This window comes from Streptomyces sp. NPDC020845 (assembly GCF_044334165.1).
Taxonomy (GTDB): Bacteria; Actinomycetota; Actinomycetes; order Streptomycetales; family Streptomycetaceae; genus Streptomyces.
Genome location: NZ_JBIRSJ010000008.1, coordinates 381,898 through 407,440 on the forward strand (window position 1 = coordinate 381,898; position 25,543 = coordinate 407,440).

Annotated in this window: 17 protein-coding genes and 6 pseudogenes; 8 read left to right on the top strand and 15 right to left on the bottom strand. The window is 69.7% G+C overall.

The genetic code is table 11. From position 1 onward, the window contains the following. Positions 1–256 precede the first annotated feature (256 nt). Both ACH4U7_RS22780 and ACH4U7_RS22785 read left to right on the top strand, forming a co-directional pair. Complete coding sequence (locus ACH4U7_RS22780) at positions 257–874, top strand: DUF6891 domain-containing protein (RefSeq protein WP_398529682.1); 618 nt, start codon at positions 257–259, stop codon at positions 872–874. A 142-nt stretch (positions 875–1,016) separates the two neighbouring features. Then, a pseudogene (locus tag ACH4U7_RS22785) lies at positions 1,017–1,638 on the top strand (IS701 family transposase); the annotation flags it as partial. Positions 1,639–2,049: 411 nt separating this feature from the next. Here the strand turns inward: ACH4U7_RS22785 and ACH4U7_RS22790 are convergent. Both ACH4U7_RS22790 and ligA read right to left on the bottom strand, forming a co-directional pair. Continuing rightward, the gene (locus tag ACH4U7_RS22790; RefSeq protein WP_398529816.1) at positions 2,050–3,561 is read right to left on the bottom strand and encodes a carotenoid oxygenase family protein; all 1,512 of its coding nucleotides are present in this window, start codon (positions 3,559–3,561) and stop codon (positions 2,050–2,052) included. Between the two features lie 485 nt (positions 3,562–4,046). Beyond that, on the bottom strand, positions 4,047–6,125 hold the full coding sequence (gene ligA, locus ACH4U7_RS22795; RefSeq protein WP_398529683.1) for an NAD-dependent DNA ligase LigA: 2,079 nt from the start codon (positions 6,123–6,125) through the stop codon (positions 4,047–4,049). Between ligA and ACH4U7_RS22800 the strand changes: the two genes are divergently transcribed. Beyond that, positions 6,115–6,252 carry a hypothetical protein gene (locus ACH4U7_RS22800; protein WP_398529684.1) on the top strand — a complete coding sequence of 46 codons (138 nt, stop codon included), beginning with the start codon at positions 6,115–6,117 and terminating at the stop codon, positions 6,250–6,252. The two genes, ligA and ACH4U7_RS22800, sit on opposite strands and share 11 nt — an antisense overlap. A gap of 80 nt (positions 6,253–6,332) precedes the next feature. On the opposite strand, the gene ACH4U7_RS22805 is transcribed toward ACH4U7_RS22800, so the two are convergent. After that, positions 6,333–6,875, bottom strand: coding sequence for an SDR family oxidoreductase (locus tag ACH4U7_RS22805; RefSeq protein ID WP_398529685.1), 543 nt, complete (start codon positions 6,873–6,875; stop codon positions 6,333–6,335). Between the two features lie 23 nt (positions 6,876–6,898). Here ACH4U7_RS22805 and ACH4U7_RS22810 point away from each other — a divergent pair. After that, positions 6,899–7,036 (top strand): annotated as a pseudogene (locus tag ACH4U7_RS22810) (TetR family transcriptional regulator); the annotation flags it as partial. 547 nt (positions 7,037–7,583) lie between these two features. Here ACH4U7_RS22810 and ACH4U7_RS22815 read toward each other — a convergent pair. The 7 genes and pseudogenes from ACH4U7_RS22815 to ACH4U7_RS22845 all read right to left on the bottom strand — a co-directional run bounded on the left by ACH4U7_RS22815 (position 7,584) and on the right by ACH4U7_RS22845 (position 15,670). Then, positions 7,584–8,105 carry a hypothetical protein gene (locus tag ACH4U7_RS22815; RefSeq protein ID WP_398529830.1) on the bottom strand — a complete coding sequence of 174 codons (522 nt, stop codon included), beginning with the start codon at positions 8,103–8,105 and terminating at the stop codon, positions 7,584–7,586. Between the two features lie 196 nt (positions 8,106–8,301). Beyond that, the gene (locus ACH4U7_RS22820) at positions 8,302–9,489 is read right to left on the bottom strand and encodes an XdhC family protein (protein WP_398529686.1); all 1,188 of its coding nucleotides are present in this window, start codon (positions 9,487–9,489) and stop codon (positions 8,302–8,304) included. Positions 9,490–9,545: 56 nt separating this feature from the next. Next, positions 9,546–10,535 (bottom strand): amidohydrolase family protein, encoded by a 990-nt coding sequence (locus ACH4U7_RS22825; RefSeq protein WP_398529687.1) that lies wholly within the window; start codon positions 10,533–10,535, stop codon positions 9,546–9,548. A gap of 55 nt (positions 10,536–10,590) precedes the next feature. Then, positions 10,591–11,073, bottom strand: coding sequence for a (2Fe-2S)-binding protein (locus ACH4U7_RS22830; protein WP_398529688.1), 483 nt, complete (start codon positions 11,071–11,073; stop codon positions 10,591–10,593). Next, positions 11,070–12,002 carry an FAD binding domain-containing protein gene (locus ACH4U7_RS22835; RefSeq protein WP_398529689.1) on the bottom strand — a complete coding sequence of 311 codons (933 nt, stop codon included), beginning with the start codon at positions 12,000–12,002 and terminating at the stop codon, positions 11,070–11,072. Before ACH4U7_RS22835 ends, ACH4U7_RS22830 begins: the two co-directional genes overlap by 4 nt. Continuing rightward, on the bottom strand, positions 11,999–14,275 hold the full coding sequence (locus tag ACH4U7_RS22840) for a xanthine dehydrogenase family protein molybdopterin-binding subunit (RefSeq protein ID WP_398529690.1): 2,277 nt from the start codon (positions 14,273–14,275) through the stop codon (positions 11,999–12,001). Before ACH4U7_RS22840 ends, ACH4U7_RS22835 begins: the two co-directional genes overlap by 4 nt. A 527-nt stretch (positions 14,276–14,802) precedes the next feature. After that, positions 14,803–15,670, bottom strand: a pseudogene (locus ACH4U7_RS22845) (integrase core domain-containing protein). 178 nt (positions 15,671–15,848) lie between these two features. Here ACH4U7_RS22845 and ACH4U7_RS22850 point away from each other — a divergent pair. Beyond that, complete coding sequence (locus ACH4U7_RS22850; RefSeq protein ID WP_398529691.1) at positions 15,849–16,562, top strand: hypothetical protein; 714 nt, start codon at positions 15,849–15,851, stop codon at positions 16,560–16,562. Positions 16,563–16,586: 24 nt separating this feature from the next. Here the strand turns inward: ACH4U7_RS22850 and ACH4U7_RS22855 are convergent. From ACH4U7_RS22855 to ACH4U7_RS22865, 3 genes and pseudogenes are all read right to left on the bottom strand, one after another. Then, positions 16,587–17,126: pseudogene (locus tag ACH4U7_RS22855) on the bottom strand (thioredoxin family protein). A gap of 161 nt (positions 17,127–17,287) precedes the next feature. After that, positions 17,288–18,880, bottom strand: coding sequence for an MFS transporter (locus tag ACH4U7_RS22860; protein ID WP_398529692.1), 1,593 nt, complete (start codon positions 18,878–18,880; stop codon positions 17,288–17,290). Positions 18,881–19,012: 132 nt separating this feature from the next. Then, a complete protein-coding gene (locus ACH4U7_RS22865; RefSeq protein ID WP_398529693.1) occupies positions 19,013–20,026 on the bottom strand; it encodes an NAD(P)/FAD-dependent oxidoreductase in 1,014 nt (337 codons plus the stop codon). Between the two features lie 97 nt (positions 20,027–20,123). Here ACH4U7_RS22865 and ACH4U7_RS22870 point away from each other — a divergent pair, with 97 nt between their 5' ends. Continuing rightward, positions 20,124–20,717 (top strand): helix-turn-helix domain-containing protein, encoded by a 594-nt coding sequence (locus ACH4U7_RS22870; protein ID WP_398529694.1) that lies wholly within the window; start codon positions 20,124–20,126, stop codon positions 20,715–20,717. Between the two features lie 269 nt (positions 20,718–20,986). Further along, positions 20,987–21,851: pseudogene (locus ACH4U7_RS22875) on the top strand (helix-turn-helix domain-containing protein); the annotation flags it as partial. 37 nt (positions 21,852–21,888) lie between these two features. Here ACH4U7_RS22875 and ACH4U7_RS22880 read toward each other — a convergent pair. Then, positions 21,889–22,354 (bottom strand): annotated as a pseudogene (locus tag ACH4U7_RS22880) (IS701 family transposase); the annotation flags it as partial. A 664-nt stretch (positions 22,355–23,018) separates the two neighbouring features. On the opposite strand from ACH4U7_RS22880, the gene ACH4U7_RS22885 reads away from it, so the two are divergent. Continuing rightward, positions 23,019–24,299, top strand: a complete 1,281-nt coding sequence (locus ACH4U7_RS22885) for an MFS transporter (RefSeq protein WP_398529817.1) — start codon at positions 23,019–23,021, stop codon at positions 24,297–24,299. 176 nt (positions 24,300–24,475) lie between these two features. On the opposite strand, the gene ACH4U7_RS22890 is transcribed toward ACH4U7_RS22885, so the two are convergent. Continuing rightward, complete coding sequence (locus tag ACH4U7_RS22890) at positions 24,476–25,441, bottom strand: LysR family transcriptional regulator (RefSeq protein ID WP_398529695.1); 966 nt, start codon at positions 25,439–25,441, stop codon at positions 24,476–24,478. Positions 25,442–25,543: the final 102 nt, after the last annotated feature.

The window sequence follows — 25,543 nt, forward strand, 5'->3', positions numbered from 1 at the left end:
ACGATCGTGCCCATACTTGGGCGATCGCAAAACCCCAGCTCAACCACCCTATGGCAATAAATATTGCAGCTGTAGATCGTGATCTCGCTGGTGGAGCTTGTCAGCAGACGGATGCGGCCACCGTTGATCAGCGCGACTTGTGCGGGGGACGGTGGCCGCAGGTCACGGGGGTCGCCGGTCAAGAAGTACCAGGTGGCTGTCCTGGCCAACTCGCCCAGTCGCAGGCGATGTCGGTGCTTGTTCCTATGATCACCGAATGCTTGACGCAGACGATCTCCAGTTTATTCGCGAGAAGATTGCAGTGGAGGTATGGGGCGGATTCAAAGATGAGGACGAGGTACGGAAGTGGGTGGCGGCAGAACCGGGAGTGGACGACGAGTCACTCGTGGACGAGCTGACCGCCTACGTCACCCAACAGTTCCGCCAGCACCGTCGTCGTGAGGCCCGCTGGCGCAAATCAACCATGAACGATTCCATTGACCGGGCGTTTGATGAGATGAACCTGCACGGCATCGTTGCCCTCCAGAACGCGGGATACACCCTGTCCGACGGCTGGAGCGAGGCACATCAAGCGGCCGATGTATTGGCAGCTGCGGCGCGCGGCGCGGTGTTCTATCACAGTCAGGACTTGGAGGCAGGCGTAGCCGGTGAGGGCCTGATGCTGGCGTTCGGTGCGTTCGAGAGCGATCCCTTGAAGCGCGACTCGGGTAGTGCGGCGATCGGCCGGGAAGTTTGCGATGTTCTTGCCGCGAACGGCGTTCGCGCGAAATGGGATGGTGCAGTCGAAAGCCGAATCGAGATCCCTCCGTTCATCTGGCGCAAGCGCCGCTGGACCGTGGCGCCTGACCGCCAGCTCCCCAAAATCCCGCTGTAGATCGTGATCTCGCTGGTCGGGCCCGTCAGCAGACGGGGGCGGCCACCATTGATCATCGTGACTTGTGTGGAGCAACGTTGAGACGGTGGCCGCGGGGCACGGCATAGATCCCGCTCGCTGGGGGGAGGCGTTCGAGGTGGCCATGGGCCGGATCGCGGGGCGGTTGGCCCGGGTCGAGCCACGGCTGCGGGCCGGGCGGCTGGTGCTCGGCCTGCTGTCGGACCTGCCGCGCAAGAACTGCTTGACCATCGCGGAGTGGGCGGGCGAGGCCAATCCGTACGGCAATGCAGCATGTGCTGTCCCGGGCCGTCCGGGACGCCGACGCTGTCCGTGATGACGTGCGCGCATACGTCGTCGAGCACCTCCACGACGAGGCGGCAGTACTGGTCGTCGACGAGACAGGTGACGTGAAGAAGGGAACCCACACCGTCGGGGTCCAGCGCCAGTACAACGGGACGGCCGGGAGGATTGAGAATGCCCAGGTCGCGGTCTACCTCGTCTACGCGGGTGAGCGGGGACACGCGGCGGTGGACCGGGAGCTGTACATCCCGCGCTCCTGGACGAGCGACCCGGACCGCTGCCGGGCGGCCGGACTCGACGAGAACACCGCCTTCGCGACCAAGCCGGAACTGGCCCTCACGATGATCGAACGGTTCTGGGACGCAGGACACCACGTGGGATGGGTCACCGGCGACGAGGTCTACGGCGGCAACCCGAAACTACGATCCGCACCGGAGGAACGCGGCCTCGGCTATGTTCCTGCGCCGCTCGGGCACAAAGGCTTTCTCAAGGCCCGGGCCAGCGGCCTGCTCGCCACCGATCTCTTCCGTCTCCACACCATCAGCCTCCAGCGCCTCTACGCGCTATTCGTCATGGAGGTACGCACCCACACCGTCCACATCCTCGGCGTCACCGCCCACCCAACCGCCGCCTGGGCCGTCCAGCAGGCCCGGCAGTTTCTGTGGCAACTCGGAGATCGAGCCTCGGAATTCACTCACCTCATCCGCGACCGGGACGCGAAATTCACCGCCGCTTGCGATGCCGTGTTCGCCAGCGAGGGCATCGGCGTGGCCTAGCCCCCTCCACGCGGCCCCAACTGCACCCCACACGCAAACTGGCACCCGGAAGAGCTGCACCTTGCTTCGGGTTTTCAAGATCCCCGACCGCGTGACCGCCTAGGCGTCCGCGATCCAGTTGCCGTGGAATCCCAGCGGTACCCGGCCGGGCAGGTGAATACGGGCCAACGGGTGGCCGCCGAAGTCCTGGGCCGAGAGGATCACCAGGTCAGTCGCGCCGCGGTCGGGGTCGTTCACATACGACAGGACGTAGCCGTCGTCCTCGTCCCGCGCGCCGCGCCGTGGGACGAACACCGGCTCGCTGACCGCCGCGCCCTCCGGGAAGCGGTGGAGCTGCCTGCGGCTCCGCGGCATGTCGTGCTTCACCAGGTAGTTGGTGAACTTCTCGTCCGGCGGCACCCCGTCAACGGTCTCGTACGCGCGCCACATCTCGGCCGCGCTCGCGGTGTAGGCGTAGCGGTGCCGACGCGAGACCAGAGACTCGTTGATGCGGGGGAACTCCTGCGGGCGGTCGTCCAGCCGGCTGCTGCGGACCCGGCCCGAGCGCAGGTCGATCGTCCAGCGGTCGAGGGTTGGGGCACCGGTCGCGGAAGGTCCGCCCATGCCGCGACCGGCGGCGTAGAACGGCGCGGGGAACCCTGTGTACTCCACTACGACCGTGTCACCCTGGTCGTAGGCGTTGAGGGTGTGCGAATAGTACACCGGGTCGATCTCGAACCAGCGCGTGGTGCGGCCGGTGCGCGGCAACAGCCCGATGCGCATGGGATGCCTGTCGTTCCACACGTACGGCACGATCGCGCCCTCCTCCGCGGCGGCACCGTCGAAGGTGATCGGCACGTCCACGATCACCACGTACTCCTCGGTGAGCGCGAAGTCGTGCATCATCGGCGCGTCCGCGACGGGGATCCGTGTGGTCCGTACTACCTGGCCGGTCCGGTCGATCATGATGTGCCGCACATGGTCCCATGTGGGGTAGTACGCGATCGCGTGCAGCTCGTCGGCCGCCGAGTCGTACTTGGTGTGCGCGGTGAACGCGCCGCCCAGCGTGGAGCGGAAGTCGTACGGGCGCACGGTGTTGAGTTCGCCGTCCAGTTCGTACGGCAGCGGTCCGCCTTCTTGCATCGCAAGGATGCGGCCCTTGTACGGGATCACGTGCGTGTTGGACGCGAAGTCGTCCGGCGGTGCCTGGCCCGGATAGGTCTCCCCCAGCTTGGCCGTCACCTGCGAGGACCGCACCCAGCGGTTGCGGTACCACTCCGCACGCCCGCCGCGCAGCCGGACCCCGTGCACCATTCCGTCGCCGAGCATCCAGTGGTGGGCGCGGACATCCTCAAGGCCCAGCGCGTTAGGGCCGTTGCGCAGGTAGCGGCCGTCCAGGTCACGCGGGATGCGGCCGGTCACCTTGAGGTCAAAGGCCGTCAACTCCTCGGTGACCGGCTCGAAGGCCCCTTCCAGGAACGGGGTCGCCCCGGTCGCGCCGCTCTTCCCGGCCATGGGGCTCGCCTGCGCCGCGGCTGTGAATAAGGCGGGCCCGACGCCGCTGCCGACCACGCTGCCCGCTGCCGCGACCGCGGCCCCCTTGAGAAGTCTCCGCCGCGTGTGACTGGCCATCATGCTTCCCTGCTTCCTTGTCGATATCCGGCTCCGTCGGCCGGGCTCCTGGTGACGGGATCAACTCTCCTCCGCGGTGGCCCGCGAAACAGTTGGCCCAGGCCCCGATTCAGAGGTGATGCTGGCACCACCCCCGAAGCTGCGATGTCGTGGCAAGCCGCTGGAGGTAGCTCTTCCAGCCCGGTTGGTCCGTGGTCTGAGGATGTTCTTCGCGGTTCTGCAAGAGGGCGCCCATCGAGTCCGAGCTCGCCAATCATCATCAGGTCGGCGATGGCCCGTGGATCGATGCGCTCGGCGGCGCCGAGTATGGCCACTCATCCCGATCCCCTGCCGAACTCGGAGACCGTGAGCAGCGGATCCCTGGTGGATCGCAAGGGTTGCAGCGAGCGCTTCCTGGGACCGACCGTACCGCTGCCCTTGCCCGCCGGCCCAGGCACCGAGACGGTGATCCTCCCTGATCACTTCCCTGGGTTCTCGGTGCCAGGTCAGGGCAGGAGGTCGGCAATGAGCTCGGCGAACTCGCCGGGCGAGACGATGCGGATGCCGAGGTCTTCGGCCTTGGCGCGTTTGGCCCCGGCGCCCTCTCCGGCGACCAGGAGGGAGGTGCGCTTGGAGACGCTGGAGGAAGACCTGCCGCCGGCCTGTTCGATGAGTTCGTTCATCTGGTTGCGGCCGAGCTGTTCCAGTGGACCGGTCATGGCGCCGGTGACGACCACCGTCATGCCATGGAGGGAGCCTGCCGCCTCGGCCGTATGGGCCGCGCCGTTGCCGGCAGGTGGAGTGGCGCCGGGTTCGGTCGTGTTCACTCCGACGGCGATGAGTTTGTCGATGACGGGTGCGAGCTGGGCCAGCTCGGCGACAATCACGGGTGCCTTCTCGATACCGATGCCATCGACCTGCTGCATCGCATCCGCGTCAGCGGCCCGGACCGCCCCCATGGTGGCGAAGTGGCGCGCGATGCGGCGGGACATCGAGCGGCCCGTGCCGCGCACACCCAGCGCGCACAGCACCCGCGACAGCGGCCGGGTCTTGGCCTGCTCGATCGCGGCCAGGAGGTTGTCGGCGCTGGTGGGGCCCATCCGCTCCAGCGTCAGGAGCGCATCGCGGGTGAGGGTGAACAGGTCGGCGAAGTCGCTGATGAGGCCCGCGTCAGTGAGCTGGACGACTCGGGTCAGGCCGAGGCCCTCGATGTCGAGCTGGTCTCGGCCGACCGCGTAGGAGACGGAGGCGACCAGGTGGCAGTCGCGTCCGCGTTCGCACCGCCAGCGCTGCTCGGAGGCATCGATGCCGGATCCGCACTGCGGGCAGGTCTCGGGGAACGCGATGGGCTGCTCGGCCCCGGTGCGCAGGTGGGCGACGGGGGCTTCGATGCGCGGGATGATGTCGCCGGCCTTGTAGACCATGACCTGGTCGCCGATGCGCAGATCGCGGCGGGTGATGTCGGAGGGGTTGTGGAGGGTGGCGTAGGTGATGACGGAGCCGTCGATCTCGACCGGTTCCAAAACGGCGCGGGGAGCGATGATGCCGGTGCGGCCCACGTTCCATTCCACGTCCAGCAGTCTGGTGATCTTCTCCACCGCGGGGAGTTTCCAGGCGATGGCCCAGCGAGGCGCCCGAGTTCCGGATCCGGCGGCCTGCCGGTCGGCGGCCAGGTCGGCCTTGATGACAATGCCGTCGATACCGAACGGCAGGTCGGCCCGCAGGCCCGCGAGCTCCTCGACGCGGTCCTGGACGGCCATCACGGAGGTGACGGTGCGGCCGGGCACGTCAGTGGCTGCCGCCGTTTGCACACCCCAGCCGACTATGCAGGTCATCACCTCGCTGTGAGAGGAGCCGGTCAGACGCTCCGCGAGCTCAGCGTCCGTGGTGGGCAGGGGCAGGCAGCCGTAGCCGAAGAACGTCATCTCCAGCCGGTACGCACGGTCTCTCGCCCGCAGCGTGCCCGCCGCGGCGTTGCGCGGGTTCGCGAACGGCTCCCCACCATGCTGGGCACGCACCGCGAGCGCCGTCTCGAACTGGACCGCGGTCATCAGCACCTCGCCGCGCACCTCCACCGTGACCGGCTCGGCCAGCTGACCGGGCAGGCCCTTGAGAGTGCCGATCGCGTGCGAGACATCTTCCCCGGCTGTCCCGTTGCCGCGAGTGATCAGCTGCACCAGCCGGCCGTCGCGATAGCGCGCGGCTATCGCAAGGCCATCCAGCTTCGGCTCCACGCTCCATGCCTGAACCGGTCGGCCGATTCTCCGTTCCAGCGAGGCGGCCCAGGTGGTGAACTGCTCAAGGGAGAAGACGTTGTCCAGACTCAGCATGGGCTGGGTGTGCGGCACATCCCCCTGCCCAACGCCTCCGGCGACCTTCCCCGTCGGCGCCCCGGGCACAATCTGCTCAGGGTGGTCCGTCTCCCAGGCAGTGATCGCCCGTATCAGCCGGTCGTACGCGTCGTCGTCCAGCGCACTGTCCCCGCCCCCGTAGTAGGCGGCCGCGGCCTTCATCGCGGTCTCGACCGCTTGCGCGTACCCAGCGTTGTCGGCGATCACAGCATCAGTGATGGTCATGACCGCCATCGTGACTGCTACCACTGACAACGCCGCCAAAGCCGCAGCCGCAATGGCCGCCACCAGCGACAACCAGCCGCAGCGCCCGCAGCTCACCGGAATGGATCGCAAGCCGAGGTTCGTCGCAGGCCGGTGACAGGCGCGAACGAAGCCTTGCCCCCAGCCCCCCCGGCTCCATCTCGGGCAGCCGAACCCGGCGTCGGCCATGGATCGCGCTCACCCGCCCAACCGAGGGCATCTCCTCCAACCGCTTCTGCAGACACCGCGGAAGACGCGCTCGGCCTCGTCGCGGTGGGTGGCGTGCAGTGCCCAGTACACGGGGGAGATCTCCTCGGGCTGGGCGGTCGGCAGGCGAGGCAGGATGGAGGTGCCGATCGACACATCGATGCCGACGTGGGCGGCCTGGATGCCAGTGCCGGCCAGCTCGTTGTGCAGGTTGATGGCCCAGTTGCGCAGGGCCGCGGCGGCGTTGACGTTGGCCACCCGCGGGTCCGGGGTGATGGAGCCGGCGCCTGTGGTGTGGAGCAGGGCGCCGGCGCCGACCTCGCGCATGGCCGGCAGCACCGCCTGCGCGGCGGCCATGGCCCCGTAGAGCTGGAAGTTCATCTCGAACTCGACTTGGGACGGCTCGGTCTCGGTCGGCGCGGTCAGCGCGGTGGAGCCGAACGTCCCGACCGGGGAGTACTCCAGGACGTCGATCCCGCCGAACGCCGCGGCGGCGTCCTTGAACGCCTGGGCGAGTGCGTCGCGGTCGAGCACGTCCGCAGGGAAGGCGGGCGGTGATGTTCTCGGCGGCGAGTGAGCGCAACCGGGAGCGGATCGTGGCCGCCGATCGCGCGGTGTTCCGGCGTGACGGCTTGGACGCCTCCATGGCCTCCGTCGCGCGGGAGGCGGGGGTGGGGATCGCGACGATCTTCCGGCCCCACGGCCAAGGCGCCTGGCGGCGCGTCGTCGCCCTGTTCGTCCGGTCCTTCGAGGCGCCTGCCCCTGGCCCCCTGCCGGACCCGCCCGAGCACGAAGCCCTGTAGGCCACGGCCCGCGTCGCCGGCACGGCTTCTGAGCGAAGGGAACGCGGTCAGCCGAGCGGGACGCCTGTGCGGTGCTCCAGGGCTTGGATGAGGCGGGCCTGGAAGTCTTCGTCCCGCGTTGACTGTCGCGTCATTCGCGGACATCACACGCCTGCGCCCGTGGATTGTCTCGGTCACCCGTTCCTGAGGGCCCACAGCCGTGACCCGGGACACTCGCAACCTGACTGATCAGACACCACGTTCGCCACATTCTCCCGAGTGTCGGGGAATATCAGCCGGGTCGAGAAGGCGGCCGCTCCCAAGCACCCCAGCACCAGACCGTGACGCAGCCACCCGATGCCGCCCTCCCCATCACTGGGCGGGCCGAAGGCCGGCCAGAGCGCGACGGCGATGGCGACCAGCAGGGTCGCCACGCCGACCGTGCGCCTTAATGCAGCACTCACGCACCCAGTGTCTCCTTGATCCTCAGCGTCACGATCGAAATACCCGAGGCGCGCGGGCGGTCAGCTGTAGGCGGTCGCCCGAACCAGATGCCCGTGGCGGCGCAGGCGACGGCCGCCATCAGAAAGGCCCAGAACGCCCCGGTCGCCCCACTCATCCCGGAGGCCCTGGTCGTCCCGCCCGCCATGAGGGGCGCGCCCATCGTGGCGACGCCGAGGCTCGCCCCCGCCTGGCGGGCGGCGTTGAGGAGGCCGCCGGCCGCCCACGGCGGTGACCAGGGCGGGAGCGCGAAGGAGACGCCGAGGCCGGTCAGCAGCAGGCCCGCGGCCAGCCACGCGTAGGGCGCATCGGCGCGGGCCGCGAGGGCGAGGGCGGCGGTGCCGGAGGCGAGGAGTGCCAGTCCGGCGAGTACGGGGAGCCGCGGGCCGGACCTCGCGACGATTCTCCCGGTCAGCGGCGGGTTCACGGCGAACGGCACGGTCAGGGGGAGGAAGGCCAGCCCGGTGGCCAGGGGTCCCATGCCGCGCGCCGAGCGGGACGTCCCGCGCGGAGAGGCTGATCTCCGCCGACGTGGTCTTCACGTACAAGACGATCCTCGACGCGAAGACCAACAACACCTCCCGGAGCGAACTGGATGCCATCAAGCAGGTATTCCGGCATTTCGGCAGGACCCTCCGGGTGAGGGCACAGCGGGCCTGCCACGCGCCTCGGTCACGTCAGCGAGCCGGGAGAACCGCACTTGCTCGTCCGGGCACAAGATCGGCTCCGGCAGTGAACTGGTCCATGACCGCGCTGTGGCCGGCGCGATACGCACCCGCCGTCGGGTGAATGGGCCCGTCCAGCAGGGAGAGCGAACGGCCGCTGCGGCCGCTGCGCACCGCGATGAGTTCCGCCGCGAAGGACACGGCGGTCTCCTGCGGTGTCGACGCGCCCAGGTCAAGGCCCACCGGAGCGCGCAGCCTCGCCATGGCGTCGGGCGACACGCCCGCCTCGGCGAGGTCGCGGATCCTTCGGTCCTGGGTGCGCCGGGAACCGAGTGCACCCACGTAGGCCAGGGGTCGGGCCAGCGCCTCGGCGAGCACGGGAACGTCGAACTTCGGGTCGTGCGTCATCACGCACACCACGGTGGTGCGATCGGTCTCCTGGGCCGCCAGATACCTGTGGGGCCAATCGACCACCACGTCGTGTGCGTGCGGGAAGCGCTCGGATGTGGTGAAGGTGGAGCGGGCGTCGCACACCGTGACGTGGTACCCGAGAAAGGCGCCGATCTGGCTGACGGCCGCGGCGTGGGCGTTCGCCCCGAAGACCAGCAGCCGTGGCGACGGGGCCCATGCCTCGAGCAGAACCCGGGTCTCGCTCGATGTGCCGGTGTCGTACGTCCTGACGGTGCTGTCGTCCTGGCCGAGCCTCGAGCGGGCGTCGGTCAGGACCAGGAGGTCGAGCCCGGCCCGGCCGGTGCTGCCCAGGTGCCCGTCCTTCCACACGGCGACGGCTGCGCCGGCCTGTCCGTCGGGTCCGGACATCACCCGGGCCACGACGACCGGACGCCTTGTCTCAACCGCCAGGTGGGCGGCGGCGAGAGCCCTCGCCGTGTCGTCGTCCACGGCCTGGACGAAGACATCGATCTCGCCTCCGCACGTCAGCCCGATCGCGAACGCGTCGTCGGAGTATCCGAAGGAGACGAACCGCGGCTGCCCCGAGTCCAGTACCTCACGGGCCAGGTCGTAGACGGCGCCCTCGACACAGCCTCCCGACACACTGCCGAGGGCCGTGCCGTCGGCACGGACGCACAGGGCCGCTCCCGGTTGCAGCGGTGCGCTGCCACGGACGGCGACGACGCTGGCGATGGCATAGGGGGCTCCTGCGGCCTGCCACTCCAGCAGGCGGGGCACCAGGTCGCGCACGGAGGTCTCCGATCTGCTCGTGGCTTCGGCCGCCAGAGGCGGGGCTGCGGGTGTCATCACGACGCGTTGACGGGCTTCAGCCCGAGGAACCTACGGCCGTTCGCTTCGAGTGTCGCGGCGTCGATCCCATGGTCGAGCAGGAATCCGACCGGGTCGGGCTGCGCCATGTCGAAGGGGTAGTCGCTGCCGCAGACGATCCGGTCGGGCGACGCGTGGGCACGCAGCAGCCTCAGGAGCTCGGGGTCGTGGGTGATCGTGTCGAAGTAGAGGAGGGTGAAGGACTCCGCCGGGGGACGGCTGCTTCCTTGGCGCACGTCGTCGCGGGAGCGCCAGCCGTGTCCCCACCGGCCCAGCAGGGAGGGTGCGCAGCCACCGCCGTGGACGAAGCAGATCCGCAGGTCCGGGTGTTCCTCCAGGACGCCGCCCAGCAGGACCGCGGCCACGGCGGTCGTGCTCTCCACCGGATTGCCGATGAGGTTGACGAGATAGTGGTGGTCCCACTCGGCGCGCGGCAGCTGCATCGGGTGGACCAGGACGGACAGCCCCAGTGCGGCGGCGATGCCGAGGACCTCTCGTGGCACGCCCCGGTCGTAGGAACGGCCGTCGACCACGGGTGGGACGGCGACCCCCGCGATGCCTTCCGTGGCGGCCAGCCGCGTCAGCTCCCTCCGGGCGGCGTCCACGTCGTCCAGCCGGACCAGTCCGAGTCCGACGAGTGTTCCGTCCGTGCGGGACACGGCGTCGGCGAGCTGTTCGTTGTAGGCGGCGATGTAGTCGTCCGCCTCGGCGGGGGCGTGGACGGGGAAGGCGAAGGGCGGCGCGGAGATGACGCGGGCGCCCAGTCCGGCCTTCCGGGTGTCGGCGACGATGGTGTCGATGTCGGTCATCGCCGCCGTCGGGAAGGACAGCGGGCTTTCTCCCAGGAAGAGTTCGCCGTCGCGGTCGTTCATGCCGCCGAGCGGGTTCCCGGGTGGGAGGGCGAGCAGGCTGCGTGGCAGCCAGTGTGCGTGGACGTCGATGACTCCGGCGCGGATGTCACCGTTCATGGTGTCTCTCCTCGATCGGCCCCGGGGAGCGGCGCTCCCGCGGGGGGCGCGCATGTCAGGCGGTAGTGTCCCGCTGCTCCCTGGCCGCGCGCGTGATGGCGCGCCGGATGGGTTCGTAGCCGGTGCACCGGCAGATGTTGGAGCCGACCACGCCCGCGACGGCATCGGGTTTGTCGGCGAGATCGGGATCGGCTTCAAGTGCTCCGGCGGCCACCATGAGGAAGCCGGGTGTGCAGAATCCGCACTGGAGCGCGTGCTCGGCCGAGAACGCCCGTTGCAGCGGGTGCGGTTCACCGTCGGGCCCCGCCAGGCCCTCCACCGTGCGAATGGCGCTGCCGTCACACTGCACGGCCAGCACCAGGCACGCGCGGACCGCCTTGCCGTCCATGAGGACGGTGCAGGCCCCGCAGATGCCGTGTTCGCACCCCAGGTGCGTACCCGTGAGGCCCAGGTCGTCGCGCAGGACATCGGCGAGCAGGCGCCGGGGCTCCGCGTCGAGGACTTGTTCCGTGCCGTTCACGTTGAGCGTGATCTTCATCGGTGGTCTCCTTCTCGTGCGGCAAGGCGGGCGCGTTGGTCCGCCGCCGCCTCGAGGAGTGTTCTGCCGACCAGGACGGCGATGGCCTGCCGCTTGTACTCGACGTCGGCGTACGGTTCGGCGACCGGTTCGGCGTCCTCCTGGGCGGCGACGCGGCCGGCGCGGGCGAAGGGATGGTCGTCGGGGAGCCGGGGCCCTGTCGGGGGCGGGCCGATCTCGGTACCGAGCAGCGACCGTTCGGCGGCGCGGGCCCGTATCGGCCGGTCGGCGGAGTTCACCAGTCCGATCCGTGCGTCGCTGATCACGCCGTCGCTCACCGTAAGGGCCGCCGCCACGGCGACCTGGGCGAAGCAGAAGTGCGTACGACGGTGCTCGATGAAGCCGACGCCGGTGTTCTCGCCGAGCAGCGGGAGGCGTACGGCGGTGATGAGCTCCTGGGGGCGGCGTGCGGTGCGGTACGGACCGAGGAAGTAGTCGCCGGCCGCGATGGCGCGGGCGCCGTCGGGGCCGGTCACCTCCACGGTGGCGTCCAGCGCGACGCCGATGGCGCACCACTCCGAGGCGGGGTGGGCCCAGCCGAAGCTGCCGGCCATGGTCCCGCGGGACCGGATCGGCGGATGGGCGATGTTGACCACGGCCCGGGACAGCAGGGTGCCGAGTGGGCCCGGCACGGCATCGGCTTCTTCGAAGGCCGCGTGGCGGACCAGAGCGCCGACGCGCAGCTCGTCGCCCTCGACACGCATGCCGTCGAGTTCCGGGATGCGGTTGATGTCGACGACGAGCTCCGGCCGGATGCGTTGCAGGTGCATCTCCAGGATCAGGCTCTGTCCTCCGGCGAGCACCTGGGCCTTGCGGCCGGTGTCGCCGAGTGCTTTCACGGCCTCGGCGACCGTGCGGGGTACCACGTAGTCGAAGGTTGCGGGTTTCACCGGGCGCCTTCCTCGTGTTTCGGGGCGCGCGCCGCACGCCAGACGCTGTCCGGAGTGAGCGGCATCTGCAGCAGGTCGGGATCGGCGATCCGCAGGGCGTCCGCCACGGCGTTGACGATGGCGGCCGGGGTGCCGATGCAGCCCGACTCCCCCGCTCCCTTGGCACCGAGCGGTGTGCTGGGGCTGGGTGTGCAGGTGTCCTTGATCTCGATGGGCGGGATCTCCGTGAACGTCGGGAGCAGGTAGTCCAGGAATCCGCTCGCCAGGTGCGGTACGCCGTCGTCGTCGAACGTCATGCCTTCGTAGAGGGCCTGGCCGATGCCCTGCACGGCCGATCCGAACGCCTGCCCGTGCACCACCGTGGGGTTGAGGACCACTCCGCAGTCGTCGACCGCCACAAGCCGCAGGACGTTGACGGTGCCCAGGTCCGGATCCACCTCGGCCACCGCCACATGCGCGCCGAAGGGGAACGCCATGCCTGCTTCGAACCGGTCCTCGACCCGCAACGGTCCGGTGGCATGCACCAGCTCGGAAAGGCTCATGACGGCCGAACCGTCCCGAGTGGATTGCACGGTGCCGTCCGCCCACCCGACCTCTTCGAGCGGCAGATCCCACAGCCCCGCCGCCCGGTCGCGGGCCTCCTCGATCAGAAGGGTCGCGGCGTGCTGGAGCATGGCACCGGCGACCTGTGCCGACCGGCTGGCGAAGGAGCCCAGCCCTTCGGGCTGTTCGTCGGTGTCCCCTTCGACGAGGCGGACCTGTGCCTCCGGGATGCCGAGCACCTTGGCGACCAGCGCGGGGAAGACCGTCTCGTGCCCCTGACCGCTGGGCGCCGCACCGCAGCGAGCGGTGACGGTGCCGTCTTCATGCGCCTCCAGGCTGCCGAACTCGTGCAGGCCGCCCTGCTCGCCGCCCGAGCGCTCCACATAGCAGGAGACTCCGATACCGAGCGGCAGGGCGCCCGGGTCCGCGCGGCGGCGGGCCCGCTCCGCACGCCACTCCTCGTAGCCGAGCGTCTCCAGGGCCAGGTCGAGGGCGGCGGCGTAGTTCCCGCTGTCGTAACGGCGTCCGGTCGGTGTCTCGTACGGGAAGGCATCGGGCGGGATGAAGTTGCGCCGTCGCAGCTCGATCGGGTCGATCCCGAGCCGCCGGGCGAGCAGGTCCATCGTCCGCTCGATGGCGATCGCCGCCTCGGGACGTCCGGCGCCCCGGTACGGATAGGTCACCATGGTGTTGGTGAGCACCGACCGCAGCGTCGCGTGAACGTGTGGGGTGGTGTACGCGCCGGTCGCCATCCACGCCGTCTGCATGGGCAGTCCCACGCCGAGGTGCGGATAGGCGCCGACGTCGGCGTCGATCGTCAACTCGTAGGCGAGGAGCCGCCCTTCGGCATCGGCGGCGAGCCGGACGGTCTGGTCCTGTCCCCGGCCCCGGGTGGCGACGAGCATCGACTCCAAGCGGTCCTCGATCCAGCGCACCGGCCGCCCGAGCTTCACGGCCAGGTGGGCGACGACCACGAACTCGGGGAACGCGGCGCTTTTGGACCCGAAGGCGCCTCCCGTATCGGGGACGACCACCCGGATCCGGTCGGTGGACCAACCGAGCGATGCGGCGAGCTCACGCCGCAACCGGTGCGGCATCTGATGCCCCGACCACACGGTCAGCCGGTCCCCCTCGGGTACGGCGAGGATCGTGCGGCACTCCATGGGGCTGGGCATCAGCAGTTGCTGGCGGTACGTCGCTTCGACCACGGCGGCCGCGCCCTGCCAAACGGTAGGGTCGATCGGCTCTCCCGCCTCGCCCCGCAGGGCGATATTGCTCAATCCGTCGAACAGGCGGACAGAATCGTTCAGCGCCGCGGAGGGTGTCACCACGGCGGGCAGGGGGTCGATCGTGGCGGTGACCTCGGCAACCCCGTCCTCGGCCCGGTACCGGTCCTCCCCCAGGACGACCGCCAGTGCCTCGCCCGGGTAGCGCACGCGATCCTTCACGAGGGCCGGCCACTCCCGGCCCGCAACGGCGTCCTCCGTGGAAAGCCTGGCCAGCAGGGTGTACGGAACCGGAGGAAGGTCCGGCAGATCCGCGGCCGACCAGGCTCCCACGACACCCGGCACATCCCGGGCCGCCGTACAGTCCACGGCCCGTAGCAGGCCGTGGGCTGCCTGGCTTCTCACAAATGCGGCATCCAGACATCCCGGCACGTCGATATCGGCGACATATCGGCCCTTCCCGGTGAGCAGCCGCTCATCCTCGCGCCTCGTCCACTGCACCACGACAACACCTCGATCGTGTCTTTGCGGGAATCGGCAGGGCGAGAGCCGCACTCCTGCACCGAACTCCGTGCGGGATTTGTGACCCCTCGCCGCGTGGCCGCCCCGACGGAATACCGATCCGCATGAATTTCAGCCGCGTCCACGTTAACCACGCTCGAAGCGACAGGACGAGGCACGAACCGGCGTTGTGCGCTGTGAGTACAGAAGGAGTGCGCTGCCCGTAAAGCCGACTGCCGAGTCCGACTGCCGAGTCCGACTGCCCGTGCTCCCGGGCTTTGGCGAAACCCTCGTGGCTCGGGCCGGTGAAATTCACCTTGATCACCGCCGTACCGCACCGCGACGCCCATCAACAGCCGTCGGTTCTTCGACCGACAACACCGCGTGCGCTCGTCGGCAATCCGCCTCCCGGAACCGCCGTACGGTCATCAGACCTGGGGCGTCAGTGCCCGGGCCCACGAACGAAACCGAACCCTCGCAGGCAGAGGGCGATATGAGCCTGCGCTTCCCGGAAATCTCATCCGGGCAGGTCATGCGGCATGTCGGTATGCGTGGAGGATACCGCCGAGGCGATCGCGTCTTCGTATGCCGAGGCTGGCGATCTGGTCCGGATCGGTGATCGGCACGGGTAACGGGTGCAGCGGCCGGGCGTTCGCGAGGCCCTGATGTGGCCGATGAGCGTTGTAAAACCGCTCCAACTTGCGCAGCGCATAGAGCAGGTGCCGGTGGTTCCAGATCAAGGTCCGGTCCAGCAGTTCGCACCGGCAGATCTGCACCCACCGCTCCATGACCGAGTTCATTCTCGGCATACAGCCGGGCCCCGGACAAGGTGACTGTTTCCAGGAAGTCGCAGGCTGGCAGGGCATCGGCCTGGGAACGCAGGAAGTCGGCCCAGGTGCTGCAGGCCCGCTCGGGTGCCGGGTCGATTCCGGCCTCTCTCAAGATCTGCCAGACGGTGGACGCGGCGACCTTCACCCCCAGGACGAGAAGTTCACCGTGCACCCTCCGGTAGCCCCAACCGGGGTTTTCTCTTGCCAAGCGCAGCACCAGGACCCGGATGGAGCGCACTGTGCGCGGCCTTCCCGGGTGCTTGGGCCGGGAGGCGGCCGCGTGGCGATGTGCGACCAGGCTGCGGTGCCAGCGCAATACCGTGTCGGGTCGGATCACCAGTCGTATCGTGCGCAGCACGTCCCGTGGCAGCCGGTGCAGCAGCGCCGCCAGGAACGCCCGGTCGTCAGGAGCGAAACGCACCCTCTCCTTGCCGAGTTGCCGCTCCAGCACCATCAGCTGGTGGCGCAGCGCCAGGATCTCCGCGTCCTCGTCGCGGTCGCCCATCGGCAACGGGCCAAGCATGGCGAACACGTGGGCCACAGCCAGGCAGCCCAGTCGCAACAGCACGGCCGACCACCATCCCGCGACGATCGACAGCCGCGCGAGAGCACGGGGGCGAGCGCCTTCCAACGAGACTCCCTACACCCTCGCACACCACCTCCCACCAGGGTGGACGGGTTTTTCGGCAAGCGCAGGGTCGGACCGCTCGCAGGCTGGGCAGGAAAGAGCACGGGACGTTTGGGCAGTGGGGGAGGTGTCGGTGAGCGGGAGACTGCGGCTTGGGGGGACCGGTGCGCTGGTGGGGGTCACCGCTTCGGTGCTGACATGCGGGCTGGCCGTGGTCGCGGTAGTGCTCGTTCCCGCGTGGTGGCCTCACCCGGCAGTGGCCGTCGCTGCGGGGCTGTTACTCCTCGGCGTGGGGTTCGCACTGATCGCCGTGTGTTTCATCCGTCTTGGTCCTTGGCACTTCGGGGTGGCCGCAATCGTGGAGTGTCTGCTGGCCGTGGGGTTGCTGACGTTTCTCGACCAGGCCGTGCTCGACGTGTGGGGCAAGCCGCTGGAGACCGTCGTCACGGAGGCCGTTCGGCATGAGAGGAACGCGCCGACGGGGAAGGTCACCGGGTCCTGGTGGGAGTGTTCGCTGGAGCGGCTCGACGGTACGGAACTCGAACGGAAGCTCAGGGAGTCCGACTTCGTCCCGCTGGGGGAGGCGTGCCCCGCCGACACGGAGGCAGGAGACCGGCTCGTGGTGTACGCGGTGCCCGGAGGGTTCGCAGCGCCGCAGACGAACGCCCCTGTCGGGGGTGTCTGGCTGGTCGTCGCGTTCACTGCTGCCGCCACAGCAGCAGCGGCGACGTTCACGGCTGTCGGAATGACTCGCGCGGGTGCGCCCAAAGCGGGGCGGACCCCGCGTCTCATACGGGGCCGGGCAGACGAATCGCCGCCGGCCCGCACCTGAGACAGGCAGCGTGCCGGAGCCGCATCACAGGACAGGGTGTCCGACGCCGACCGCGGCTCGTGCGTGGCCCACGAAGCCCGCCACGCCGTCCGACGCGACTGCCGGCTCGCGCGCTCGCAGGGCTTCCCGACGGCACGGCCGGTCAGTCCCCGTCGTCGACCCACCGCTGGCCGCATCGTCGGCACCTGCCGCCCCACCATGAGGTATCCCAGGCGTGCTCGGTGACGACGTCGCTGTCCGTCTCGCCGCATCGCCGGCAGATCTGTGCGTAGTCGCAGGGCGTGGCCCTTCGGTTCGGGGTGACATAGTCTGCCCGCTGCGCTCCTCGCGCACGATCATGAGGGTGGGAATCGATGTGATCTCGAACCCCTGGGCCAGTTCTTGCTGGACCTCGGCGTCGACTTTGGCGAAGACGATCTCATCGTGCTTTTCCGAGACCCGCTCGAAGACCGGCCCGAACTTGCGACAGGGGCGGCACCATTCGGCTCAGAAATCGATCACGACGCAGTCGTTGCCGGCGATCACCTCGTCGAAGTTCTTGGCGGTCAACTCGATAGTGCTCATCGGCGGTTCTCCTGGTTATGGACTGGGGAATCGGTACTGCTTGGCAATGGTGCGAGTGACAGAGCCGGCCTGGGCGGGTGTCCGGCACCGCGCGATCGCGGTGCCAGACACCCTGCTAAGGCACGAGCGGTCTGCTTGCTGTGCGCCCAGCTCTTGTGTGGTCAGCGGGCGGCGACGGTCTCGGTGGCTTCTGTCTCGTCCACGACGGCGGGGGCCGTGTTCTTCGGGCCGCGGAGGGCGATGTAGAGGAAGAGAGCCCCCATGACGGCGACGCCTGCCCACATGGCCTGCTGCCAGCCGTCGACGAAGGACCGCTGGGCGGCCTGAACCAGGTCCTGCGCGTGCGGGCCGGTACTGCCCGCCACCTCAACGGCGTTGGCGATGCCCTCCCGGGCGGTGTCCGCGGCCCCCTGGGGGATGCCGTGGAGCCTGTCGTCGATGGCGCTGCGGTAGCCGGCGGACAGGAGCGCGCCGAGCAGGGCGACGCCGAGTGCGGTGCCGAATTCGCGGGTGACGTCGTTGAGCGCGGAGGCAACGCCCTGCTTCTCGCGCGGCAGGGAGCCGGTGATGGCCTCGGTGGACGGGGTCATCGACAAACCCATGCCGATGCCCATGGCGAGCATGCCTGGCAGGATGGTCAGGTAGCCGCCCTCGACGGAGACGAACAGGGCCATGAGCGCCAGGCCGACGCCGGCCAGCGCGATTCCCACGGCCATGGTCGGGCGGGAACCGTTACGTGCGGCGAGCTTGGGGGCCAGGCCGGATGCCATCATCATCATGACGGCCATGGGCATCATCGCCATCGTGGACAGCAGGCCCGACCAGCCGAGCACGGCCTGGAAGAACGGGAAGAGGACCACCGCGATGCCCGCCTGGACACCGAAGACGACCAGCAGCGTGACCGAGCCGCCGGCCAGGCCGCGCTCACGGAACAGCCGCACGTCCAGCAGTGAGGCGTCGTGGCGGTACAGCTCCCAGGCCACGAAGCCCATGGTGGCGATGAGACCGACGGCGAGGCTGATCAGAGTGGCGGGGGCGGTCCAGCCGCGTTCGGGGCCTTCCTGCAGGACGAAGATGAGGCCGACCACGGCGACGGTGGAGACCAGCGCGCCGACGGTGTCGAAGCGATGGGCCGAGCTCTCGCGGGAGTTGGGAACCGACTTCACCGTCATGGCCAGGGCCACGAGGACCAGGACCACCGGCAGGACGAACAGCCAGCGCCAGTCCGCGACATCGACGAGGAGGGCGGAGAGGAACATGCCCAGGATGCCGCCGCCTCCGGCGACGCCGGTCCACACGCCGATCGCCTTGCCGCGCTGCTCCTCAGGGAAGGTGGAGGTGATGACGGCGAGGGTGATGGGCATGATCATCGCGGCGCCGATACCGCTGGCCACGCGCGCGGCGAGCATGACTTCGGCCGACTGGGCCAGGCCCGCGACAACGCTCGCGGCGCCGAAGACACCCAGCCCGGCGATGAGCATGGGCTTGCGGCCCAGGCGGTCGCCGACGGCGCCGAGCGGCAGCAGCAGCGCCGCCAGGGCAAGGGTGTAGATGTTGATGATCCACAGGACCGTGCTCTGCGAGGCGCCGAACTCCACGGCCATGTGGGTCTGCACGACGTTCAGCCCGGACACCGAGGCGATGACGGCCATCAGCGCGATGGAGACGGCGGTCAGGATCGTGCGCAACTGACGCGCATCAGGTACACCCCCACCACTGGCTCTCGCGGCCTGTACGGGCTGGTTCGTACTCATGGGTTCCTCTCAAAATGGGCAGGCTGAGTCAGCGCCGGAGCAGGCCGGTCGCCGAGTGAAGGGGGGCGGGGCCTGGCCGCCGCGCGCATCGCCGGATGCGGTCGAGCGGTGGGCCGGTGCCGCGCCGGGACGTCAGGGGGTGGGTGCCTCGCCCTGGGCTGCGGCGAGGGCCGCGTCGGTGTCCGCGGTGGCCAGCAGGGCGTTGATGTGAGAGCCGGCCAGGGCACCGGCCGCTGCGGAGGCGCCAACCTGGGCGGTGAGGTCGGTGGCGTTGCCAGCCACCCACACGCCCGGCACCTCGGTGGTGCCGGCCATGCCGGAGGCGAAGCGGCGGCCCATGTTGTCGTGCAGGTCCTCCATCGGCAGCTTCAGACCGTCCAGGCCCTCGGTGCGGGCCTGCATCTGCGCGGCGACCGCAAGGACGCGACGGGCCACGACCTGGCCGTCAGTCAGGCGCACCCCGGCGAGGGTGCCGTCCTCGCTGTTGATGACTTCCCGCACCGGGGTGTCGATGATGTGGATGCCGCGGGCGGCGAAGCGCGCGCGGGTGTCCTCATCCAGGTGAGTGCCGTGGGTGAAGTAGATCAGGTCCTCGGTCAGCTGGCGGAAGAGGAGTGCGTGGTGGATGGAGGCCGGGCCGGTGGCGAGGATGCCGATGGGCTCATCGCGCACCTCCCAGCCGTGGCAGTACGGGCAGTGCACCACACCGTGTCCCCAGTGCTCGGCGAGCCCGGGAACCTCGGGCAGCACGTCCCGCAGGCCGGTGGCCACCAGGACACGGCGCGCGGTTACGCTCCGGCCGTCGGCCAGGGTGATGGTGAAACGCAGATCCCCGTCAGCCGACGGGGCGGCGGGCTCGGTCGAGGCCACCTCTCCGAAGACGATGCGGCCGCCGTACTGGCGCACCTGCTCCCGGCCCCGCCGAAGGATCTCGGGGGGCGGGGTGCCGTCCAGGACGATGAAGCCGTGCATGGTCTCGGCCGGCGCGTTGCGCGGGGTGCCGCTGTCGATCACGACGACCGAGCGGCGGGAGCGGGCGAGCATCAGCGCACCGTTCAGCCCCGCGGCGCCGCCGCCGATCACCACCGTGTCAACGGTCCCGCCGGGCAGTGCGTCGCTCGCGTACGGAGAAGTCGTCACAGCCATGTCCTCCTACCCTTGCCTTGTGCGTGGTCCCAGACGTTGCGGACCATCAACACACGACGCTAACCCCGCATTGCATATAGGGCATACGCTGTTGCCCATGACGCAAGAAAGTGGAGAGCTGGACGGCCTCGTACGCAAACGCATCCGCGCTCTGCGGGTGGCGCAGGGCTGGTCCCTGGAGGAACTGGCCACCCGCGCCCGCCTCAGCCAGTCCTCACTGAGCCGCATCGAGAACGGCCAGCGCCGCCTCGCACTGGATCAGCTGGTCACTCTCGCCCGCGCCCTGGACACCACGTTGGATCAGCTCGTGGAGACCGCCGCTGACGACGTAGTCACCAGCCCGATGATCGACGGCACCCACGGCTTGATGCGCTGGCCCGTAAAGGGTGACCCCGGCATGAGCGTGGTGCGCCAGCGCATGACCGAACCACCGCCCGAGAACCCGGCGCGCATGCGTGCCCACCCGGGGCGCGAATGGCTCGTCGTCCTGTCCGGCACCGCGATCCTCATGCTCGGCCACCGCCGCTTCCGCATCGAGACCAACCAGGCCGCCGAGTTCCCCACGATGATGCCGCACGCGATCGGCGCCGAGGGCGGGCCCTGCGAGATCCTGGGCATCTTCGACCGCGACGCCCGCCGCGGCCACCAGCGCGAGGGCAGCGACTGTGACGCTCAGGGCACTTGCGAATGACGGTGCGGGCCGCGCGACGGCCTCCGCAGCGGTGAGATCTTGCGCGTCGGGCAGTACACCCGACCATCGTCTTGCGTAAACGGAAGGCCCCGTGCCACAGACGCATAACCGTCCTGGCGTGAAGGCATGACCCAAGGGCACCCTGCGCTTGCCGAAAAACCCATCCGTCCTGGTGGGAGGCAATGAGCAGGGATGTTCCGACTTCGATGGCAATCGCTTGAGCCCACGCTCTCGCGCGGCTGTCGATCGTCGCGGGATGGTGGTCGGCCGTGCTGTTGCGACTGGGCTGCCTGGCTGTGGCCCACGTGTTCGCCATGCTTGGCCCGTTGCCGATGGGCGACCGCGACGAGGACGCGGAGATCCTGGCGCTGCGCCACCAGCTGATGGTGCTGGAGCGGCAACTCGGCAAGGAGAGGGTGCGTTGCGCTCCTGACGACCGGGCGTTCCTGGCGGCGCTGCTGCACCGGCTGCCACGGGACGTGCTGCGCACGATACGACTGGTGATCCGACCCGACACGGTATTGCGCTGGCACCGCAGCCTGGTCGCACATCGCCACGCGGCCGCCTCCCGGCCCAAGCACCCGGGAAGGCCGCGCACAGTGCGCTCCATCCGGGCCCTGGTGCTGCGCTTGGCAAGAGAAAACCCCGGTTGGGGCTACCGGAGGGTGCACGGTGAACTTCTCGTCCTGGGGGTGAAGGTCGCCGCGTCCACCGTCTGGCAGATCTTGAGAGAGGCCGGAATCGACCCGGCACCCGAGCGGGCCTGCAGCACCTGGGCCGACTTCCTGCGTTCCCAGGCCGATGCCCTGCCAGCCTGCGACTTCCTGGAAACAGTCACCTTGTCCGGGGCCCGGCTGTATGCCGAGAATGAACTCGGTCATGGAGCGGTGGGTGCAGATCTGCCGGTGCGAACTGCTGGACCGGACCTTGATCTGGAACCACCGGCACCTGCTCTATGCGCTGCGCAAGTTCGAGCGGTTTTACAACGCTCATCGGCCACATCAGGGCCTCGCGAACGCCCGGCCGCTGCACCCGTTACCCGTGCCGATCACCGATCCGGACCAGATCGCCAGCCTCGGCATACGAAGACGCGATCGCCTCGGCGGTATCCTCCACGCATACCGACATGCCGCAAGACCTGCCCGGATGAGATTTCCGGCAAGCGCAGTGTCGGCTCCTCGGCCAGCAGCCACACCTCGGGCAGTACACCGTCCCACTGGCCGTCTTCGGCGTCCGCGGCCTTCTGGGCCAGCCGACGGGAGCGCACCCCGGCCGGCCGCGCCCGCACCGCCCGGAAGCAGGAGGTCATCGGCTCGCGGGAGCCCTGGCGCCAGGTCACCTCGCCGAATGCCTTGGGCCCGGCGCCACGGCCGGCTCCGCCACCGGCACCGGCGCCGTCCGGTAGCGGCGGCGTCCGGCACCGGCGACGTCCGGTAGCGGGGCCGGGGCTCACGGCCGTTGCCGGACCAGACCGGGACCGTGGGCTGTGCGTCGTGCGGCTGGACGCTCACGCTCAGGTCACCACGGATGCCAACCACCCAGGTGATGTCCCGCTCGGCCAGTTCGTCAAGGGCATCCAGCGCAAGCCGCCACTTCTCCCGGTACCCTGCCTCCTGCGGCACCCCGGTCACACGGCGCAAGCTGATCCTGACCTACCCCAACGACGACGCCGTGCTGTTCGGCTACCAGCAGATCGTCGGCAAGGACGGGTGGAACTACCTGGCCCAGCTGGTCAAGCAGAGCCCCGAGCTGATCCGCGGGGTGCCCGGGTCCGCCGCCAGAGTGGCCAGCGTCGACCACCTCGCCTCCGTCGGCGGCGACGCCCGCCCGAACGGCACCCGGGTCTTCTCCAGCACCGAGCGCTTCGACTCCTGGGCCCAGGGCGGCGCCATCTTCAAGAAGGCCCCGCGCAAGGCCCGCGCCAAGCTCTTCCTGAGCCGGCGACTCCCAGACCACGCGGAAGAACGCCATCGCCACCTCGACCTGGTCCGACCGCAAGGACGTCGCCCCGCCCGCCAGCCTCGAGCCCCTGGCCTCGTCCCGGCGGACCCGCTCCGGCGGCCTGTCCACTCCGTACCCGAAGGCGCGCGGGCGAAGCTCATCCACGGCGTGGATGACCCGGATACGGGATTCGGATCGCGCGGAGGATGGCGGCAGGGCCCCCCGACCGCTCATAGTCGTCCCTACCCGCACGCTGCTGTCCGGAGCAGCCGCCGACGTGCGGCCGTCCTCAGCATGCCGTGCGCCGTAGGCGCCCTCGAAAGGCATGCCCGCTCCCTTACGCCGCCCCCTGGAGTCGCCATGCCCGGTTCCGTGTCCCCGTCCCCCGCGGCGGTGGGTGACGCCGCTGCGTCACCCGTCGCCGAATCGGGCCCGACCCATCTGCTGCGTGTGATCCTGCTGATGGCAGGCAGCTGTCTGCCGATCCTGGGGGCGGTGCTGATCGCCCCCGTGCTGCCGAAGATGCAGGACTACTTCGCGTCGACACCGGGGGCCAAGGCGCTGGTTCCCCTCGCGCTGACCGTTCCGGCGCTGTCGCTGGCGCTGCTGGCCCCGTTCGCCGGGGTGATCGTCGACCGCCTTGGCCGCAAGCGCCTGCTGATCGTGGCGACCGTCCTGTATGCCCTGTTCGGCACGGCGCCGCTCTGGCTGAACTCCCTGGGCGCGATCATCGCCAGTCGCGCCCTGGTCGGCGTCGCCGAGGCCGCGATCATGACCTGCTGCACGACGCTGATCGGCGACTACTACTCCGGTCACCGGCGGGTGAAGTACCTCGCTCTGCAGACCATGTGCGCCTCCGCGTCGGCCACCGTCTTCTTCCTGGTCGGAGGCGCCGTCGGCACGTCGGGCTGGCGGGTGCCCTTCTGGATCTATGCCGTGAGTCTGGTGCTCGCCCCGCTGATGGCCACCGCTCTGTCCAACCCGGCGGCCCGCGCGGCCGCCGACGACGGCCTGGCCGAGACGGAAACGGCCGAGGCTGCGGCCCGCCGTCCGTTCCCCTGGCGGCAGTTGACGGGTATCTGTGCCCTCACCTTCTTCGGGGCGATGGTCTTCTACACGGTCCCGGTGGAGATGGCGTACCTGCTCGACGATCTCGGGGTGGAGAACTCCGGTGTGATCGGCATGGCCACCGCGATCGCCAGTGCCGCCACCGTGACCGGAGCGGTCACCTTCGCCCGGCTGAAGCGCTCCCCCGACCCGATACTGCCGACCGTTCTCGCGCTCTGTTCGGCCGGTTTCGGAGTGATGTTCCTCGCGGGCAACGCCCCGCTGCTGGTCGTGGGAGCGGTGATCAACTGTCTGGGTACGGGCATGCTGCTGCCCGCCCTCCTCACCAGTGCCATGTCCCGGCTGGCGTTCGAGGATCGCGGCCGGGGCACGGGGTTGTGGATGGCGGCCTTCTTCGGCGGTGAGTTCGTGTGCCCGCTGGTGCTGCTCGCCCTGGAGTCGGCGGTCGGCAGTCTCGCGGGGGCGGTGGGCGTGCTGGGGCTGGCTGCCGCAGTCGTCGCGGCAGGGCTGTGGGGCGCCCGGCGCAGCGCGGGCACCACGGATCCCCGGTCGCTGCCGGAGCAGTTGTCCTGAGGCCGCGGAAGCCGACGGGGCCGGGTACCGAAGGCGGTGCCCCGGCCCCGTCGCGCGTGTCGGCCTTGCCGTCGTACCGGACGACGATGAGGCCGACACGTGCCGAACCCACCCTGCCGTGAGATGGGGTTTTACCGGCCACCGACCACCGACCACCGGCTGCCGCCGGGCCCGGCTCAGAGCAGGCCCGGCGCCAGCTCCGTGCCCTGTACGGCGGGTACGGCCTCGGGGGCGCCGCGGCCTGTCAGTGTCGCACCCACCTCCGCGGCTTTCTGCCGCAGCCAGATGTGGGCCGCGTCCTGGGCGTGCACCGGGTGCCACCACATCGCCTCCTGTACCGGTACGGCATCGAAGGGACAGGGCAGGACGCGCACCGCGGCGGAGCGGGCCGCTTTGCGTGCCAGGCGCTCCTGGATCATCGCGACCCGGCGGGTGCCCTCGATCATGTGCGGGAGCAGTTGGAAGGTCTGGACGGAGACCTCAACGTGGGGGCTGATGCCGAGCATGCTCAGCTGGCGGGCGGCCGGGGTGTCGTAGGGGCGCTGGTAGACGGCCCAGGGCAGGCGGGCGAGCTGGTCCAGGGTGAGTTCGTGGCCGATCTCGGGGTGGTCGTCGGCGACCAGGCACAGCCATCGGTCCTGATGGAGGTCGACGGCTGGGAAGCCGACGATGACGCCGTGCGGCATCAGCAGTCCGTCCACGGTGCTCAGCAGGGCGGCGGTGTTCTCCTCGACGGAGGGTGCCGGGTGCTGGAAGGTGAGCCGGATGCCGGGTGCCTCGTTGTGCAGGACGCGGGCGAGCGCGGCGCCGAACACGGCCGCCCCGTAGTCGGAAGCGAGCAGGGTGAACTCACGGGTCTCCGCCGCCGGGTCGAAGTCGGCCTGGCTGGAGAAGACACGCTCCAGCAGGTCACACGCGGTCGCGCTGCGGTCCCGCAACGCGACGCCGAGCGGCGTCAGTTCGTAGGAATTTCCGGTGCGGGCGAGCAATTCGTCGTCGAAATGGCGGCGCAGCCGGGACAGCGCCGCGCTCATCGCGGGCTGGCTCAGCCCGACGCGCTCGCCGGCCCGGGTGACGTTGCGCTCCTCCAGCAGCGCGCGCAGGGCGAGGACCAGATTGAGGTCGAGTCGGGAAAGGTTCACCAGGCACCACCTACGCAAGCAAGAACTATCCACGCCGTGGATTCAATGCATCCACAGGATTGATTTCCGTGATTCAGTCGATCGGGGCCAGAGTAGACCGCA

Coding starts and splice junctions, on each gene's coding strand:
- ACH4U7_RS22780 (WP_398529682.1), top strand. CDS start 257: ATGCTTGACGCAGACGATCTCCAGTTTATTCGCGAGAAGATTGCAGTG.
- ACH4U7_RS22790 (WP_398529816.1), bottom strand. CDS start 3,561: ATGGCCAGTCACACGCGGCGGAGACTTCTCAAGGGGGCCGCGGTCGCG.
- ACH4U7_RS22800 (WP_398529684.1), top strand. CDS start 6,115: ATGACCGCCATCGTGACTGCTACCACTGACAACGCCGCCAAAGCCGCA.
- ligA (WP_398529683.1), bottom strand. CDS start 6,125: ATGGCGGTCATGACCATCACTGATGCTGTGATCGCCGACAACGCTGGG.
- ACH4U7_RS22815 (WP_398529830.1), bottom strand. CDS start 8,105: ATGGGACCCCTGGCCACCGGGCTGGCCTTCCTCCCCCTGACCGTGCCG.
- ACH4U7_RS22825 (WP_398529687.1), bottom strand. CDS start 10,535: ATGAACGGTGACATCCGCGCCGGAGTCATCGACGTCCACGCACACTGG.
- ACH4U7_RS22830 (WP_398529688.1), bottom strand. CDS start 11,073: ATGAAGATCACGCTCAACGTGAACGGCACGGAACAAGTCCTCGACGCG.
- ACH4U7_RS22860 (WP_398529692.1), bottom strand. CDS start 18,880: ATGAGTACGAACCAGCCCGTACAGGCCGCGAGAGCCAGTGGTGGGGGT.
- ACH4U7_RS22865 (WP_398529693.1), bottom strand. CDS start 20,026: ATGGCTGTGACGACTTCTCCGTACGCGAGCGACGCACTGCCCGGCGGG.
- ACH4U7_RS22870 (WP_398529694.1), top strand. CDS start 20,124: ATGACGCAAGAAAGTGGAGAGCTGGACGGCCTCGTACGCAAACGCATC.
- ACH4U7_RS22885 (WP_398529817.1), top strand. CDS start 23,019: ATGCCCGGTTCCGTGTCCCCGTCCCCCGCGGCGGTGGGTGACGCCGCT.